General features: G+C 64.0%; 2 protein-coding genes. Both read right to left on the bottom strand.

The annotated features are described in order from the left end of the window. Positions 1–779 (bottom strand): IS3 family transposase (locus tag C2L58_RS12275; RefSeq protein WP_158264105.1); only part of this gene is annotated, 779 nt, incomplete at its 3' end. Positions 780–820: 41 nt separating this feature from the next. Continuing rightward, the coding region (locus C2L58_RS51480) for a transposase (RefSeq protein ID WP_369904178.1) at positions 821–1,191 on the bottom strand (371 nt) is incomplete at its 5' end.

Genomic DNA, 1,191 nt, shown 5'->3' with positions numbered 1-1,191 from the left:
CAGGCAACAGGGTTATGGATCAACTCTCCCTTGAACAGCGAATTGAACGCCTCGGCCATCGCGTTATCATAGGAATCTCCGCGCGAACCGACCGAGGCGACCACCGCCGATTCCGCCAAACGCTCGCTATAACGAATAGCTCGATATTGAACTCCGCGGTCGGAATGATGGACAAGCCCGGTCACGTCTTGTCCGGATCGCTGCCGGGCCCAGATCCCCATCTCCAACGCGTCGAGGGCAAGATTCGTGTGCAACGAGGTCGACACCTGCCAGCCCACGACCATTCTCGAGAACACATCGATGACGAACGCGGCATAGACCCATCCCGAAAACGTCCGGATATAGGTGATGTCCGCCACCCAAAGCTGGTTCGGCCGGCCGGCAGTGAAGCGGCGGTCGACCAGGTCCGCCGGCGAAGGCGAAGCGGCAGCTATGGTGGTCCTGGGCCGCCTGCCTCGCCGGAGGCCCTGCAGGCCCTTCTGGCGCATCAACCGCTCGACCGTGCAGCGAGCCACGCCAATTCCCTCACGGTTGAGCTGGGCATACACTTTCCGCGCTCCGTAGACGCCGTAATTCTCGCGGAACACCCGCTCGATCTCGGCGAGCAGCTCCGCGTCCCGCACAGCACGTTTCGACGGAGTGCGCTTCTTGGCTGCCCAGAAAGTTCTCGGGGCGATCCGCACATCCGCATCATTCAAGACTGCGCAGATCGACTCGACCCCGAGATTCTTCCCCTCAACAACCCGCTCCCGGTGGCCGTCGATATAGTCGACGACCACCGCGAGCGGCACCTCCCGCCGAGGCGTGGAATCGTCAGGAGTTACTTGATTTTGCGGTCGAGCTCCGCGGCGGCGAAAAACGCCGAAGCCGTCTTCAGGATCTCATTCGCCCGCCGCAACTCACGCACCTCGCGTTCCAGCTCGGCAATCCGTGCCGCATCATCGCTGGTGCGGCCGGGTGCCGTGCCGGCGTCGATCTCGGCACGCTTGACCCACGTCCGCAACGCCTCAGGGTGCACGTCCAACTGGCCCGCGACCCGGCGGATCGCCGCCATCCGCTGACCCTCGGCCGCGATCGCATCCAACGCCATCCGCGTCGCCCGCTCACGCAGCTCGTCGCTGTACTTTTTCGGTGCCGGCATGCTCTGCATCCTCCCTGGGATCAGAGCCTGCACAGAACCCGGGGCGCATC

The organism is Amycolatopsis sp. CA-126428, from assembly GCF_002904335.1.
In the GTDB taxonomy this organism is placed as follows: Bacteria; Actinomycetota; Actinomycetes; order Mycobacteriales; family Pseudonocardiaceae; genus Amycolatopsis.
This window is presented reverse-complemented; position numbering and strand designations above follow the sequence as displayed.